Annotated in this window: 4 protein-coding genes; all 4 read right to left on the bottom strand. The window is 32.9% G+C overall.

All coding sequences use genetic code 11. From position 1 onward, the window contains the following. A partial coding sequence (locus tag ABF281_RS06755; protein ID WP_347180922.1) for a polysaccharide biosynthesis/export family protein occupies positions 1-653 on the bottom strand: 653 nt, incomplete at its 3' end. Positions 654-700: 47 nt separating this feature from the next. Next, the gene (locus ABF281_RS06750) at positions 701-1297 is read right to left on the bottom strand and encodes a sugar transferase (protein ID WP_347180921.1); all 597 of its coding nucleotides are present in this window, start codon (positions 1295-1297) and stop codon (positions 701-703) included. 74 nt (positions 1298-1371) lie between these two features. Continuing rightward, positions 1372-2403 (bottom strand): polysaccharide biosynthesis protein, encoded by a 1032-nt coding sequence (locus ABF281_RS06745; RefSeq protein WP_347180920.1) that lies wholly within the window; start codon positions 2401-2403, stop codon positions 1372-1374. 33 nt (positions 2404-2436) lie between these two features. Next, the coding region (locus tag ABF281_RS06740; protein WP_347180919.1) for a sugar transferase at positions 2437-2866 on the bottom strand (430 nt) is incomplete at its 5' end.

The following is a 2866-nucleotide window of genomic DNA, read 5'->3' as shown; positions in this document are numbered from 1 at the left end:
TAAAAAGCTGGAGAATTCACAATGCTTTTTTCCGTTAAATCTAAATTATAGTACGTCAATTTGTTATTGTTTTCTCTAACTACCATGATATCACGTCTTTTCCCATGAATCGTCAAGTCACCCGCTAAGCCAATTGCCTGAATTATAGAAACTTTATCCCTATCAATGATATATTGACCGGGTCGTCTAACTTCACCAAGTATAGAGATTCTAAAATTGACCAATTGAATATTTGCCTTTACATCAGGAATAAAAGGTCTCAACTTATTTTCCAAGTATTTTTCTAATTGGATCCTAGTTTTGCCTAGCACACTTATTTTTCCTAGTTGAGGGAAAAAGATATATCCGTTTAAATCAACCAAATAAGATTGCTGTTGTTGTTGACTTAAAGCAGACACACCTCCGGTGTTAAATGATGTTATGTATAGATTAAATGGCCTAGCAGCCTCGGGGTTGATCGATGAGATATTTATGGTTATCCTGTCATCTGGTTTTAATGTTGGTGCATTAAAATGAACCAAATCAGACTGAGCTACCATATCTTTTTGATCAAGATCTTGTAAATAAATAATGTCTCGTTTGGACGCACACGATAATGAGAGTCCTAAAATCAATAAAACGATTGAATAAGAAAAATACTTTCTGTTTTTCATCTAAAAAAATTTAATGACCAAATATAAATCATCTATAACAAAACCTACTAAACTGAAGGATTATTTTTGAGATTAATTAACACTAACAATAAGGTCTTAAACACATATCCGATATCTTTTTTTAAGGAGTATTCTTTTATGTATTTCTTATTTATCTTTATTTTTTTTTTCCATAACAACTTTTCTGTAACCTCTTTGTTCTTCTTTACATTGTTAAAAAACCTTGCTTCGTCATAAAAATATAAAGATGCAGGGCCTGTAATCCCCGGCTTTACTACTAACACAATTCTATCCTCTCCCTTTAACTTGTCTGCAAAACCCTCTAAATCTGGCCTTGGACCTACCATACTCATCTCACCCACTAGCACATTCCAAAGTTGTGGCAACTCATCTAATTTTGATTTCCTCAGAAAACATGAAAACGACAAAAACTCTTTCTTCGCATATAGGCTTCTTATTTTTATGATATTAAATTCTTCTCCATATTGTCCTATTCTTTTTTGAACGAATAAACCATTTTCACCTACAAACACATAAACAACCAACACCAATAAGAGCATCAAAGGAATAGTAACGATCAACCCTAAACTAGCCAAAGTAAGATCCATGACCCTTTTCACAAAAAACTGCCTAGTAGTTATCATTCAACTAATGTTTTAAAATCATGATAAAGGAGCAGTTATTATAACGTAAAGAACAACCATCTTTAATTACTTATTTAAAACTCTTTGACTATGTTAGAAAAAGTTTTTTTTACACTAACATCATCAAGAGATTCATACTTTTCTATTAGAGTATTTAACGCTTCCGAAGAAGTTTTATTATACACCAACATTCCTTTGCTAAAAAAATCTTTTTTATGAATAATAATTTTTTCATTAGGGTACGAAAGTGACTCGGATTTTTTTTCACCAGGTCTAATATCTGTATAAACAATATGGTCTTCTTTTAACTTTCTCCGTTCTAAAAAAGAAACCGCTAGGTCCTTAATAGACAAATGATTACCCATCTCTGATATCAATAAAGAATATGTTTTGATAGAAACAACATCCATCAACATCAAGCAAACTTGGTTTAAAGAAACAAAGTATCTTTCCATCGCTTTATTGACTACTTTAATTTTTGATGTTAATTTTAATTGTTTCTCCCAACTTGGTAAAACAGAGCCCTGTGTGCCGGGAATATTTCCAAAACGTATGACTTTAATAATCGTATCTGTCCTTTCTAAAAATTGTGTCAAATATATTTCTGCCATTCTTTTTGACACGCCCATCACACTTTTTGGATGTACAGCTTTATCTGTAGAAATAAATATAAAATCTCTAGTTTTAAACTTAATAGCGTTATCTACCATGTTTTTAGTACCAATAGTATTCACTTTAAAGGCCTGCTTCGGAAACTTCTCCAATAGAGGCACTTGCTTGTAGGCTGCAGCATGATAAACCAGATCTGGCTTGTATTTCAAAAAAACATTTTGCACACTTAATTCACACGTTACATCTAGCAATTGAATACTAAAATTGTTATACCCTCTGAGGATTAAAGACTGCTCCAACTCATACAGATTTGCCTCTGAATGATCAACTAAGATCAAAGTTTCCAATGAAGTTTGTAACAATAAAAGAGCGAGGTTTCTACCTATGGAGCCTGCTGCTCCAGTTAACAAAATTGTTTTATTTGAAAAACACGAGGTGTACTTTTCTTTCAGCGTTTCTCTAAATTTATCTTCTAATATTTCTTCTATTTTCATCAAAGACTAATTTTGTTGATAAATGGGTACGCCTTAGAAAGCATTATCATCCTTTTTAAACAACATTGACCAGGCAGTAATGAGGATAATTTTAACATCCAACATGAAACTCCAATTTTCAATATACCAAATGTCTGCTTCAGCTCTTTTGGCCATATCACTAACATGCTTAGTTTCGCCCCTTAAGCCATTTATTTGTGCCCAGCCTGTTACTCCTGGTTTGGCAAAATGGCGGAGCATAAATTTATCAATCAAACTTTTGTATTCCTCAGTATGCTTCAACATATGTGGTCTTGGTCCTACCAGAGACATTTGATTAAAGAAGACATTTACAATCTGAGGCAACTCATCAACACTTGTTCTACGCATAAATGCACCAAAACGAGTAATCCTTTTGTCTCCTTTTACCGCTTGCTTGTCATCACTCTCATCGTTTACCTCCATACTTCTGAACTTAAGACAT

Source organism: Wenyingzhuangia sp., from assembly GCF_039768515.1.
Lineage (GTDB): Bacteria > Bacteroidota > Bacteroidia > Flavobacteriales > Flavobacteriaceae > Wenyingzhuangia.
The sequence above is the reverse complement of the archived record's forward strand: the minus strand, read 5'-3'. Positions and strand labels throughout refer to the sequence as shown.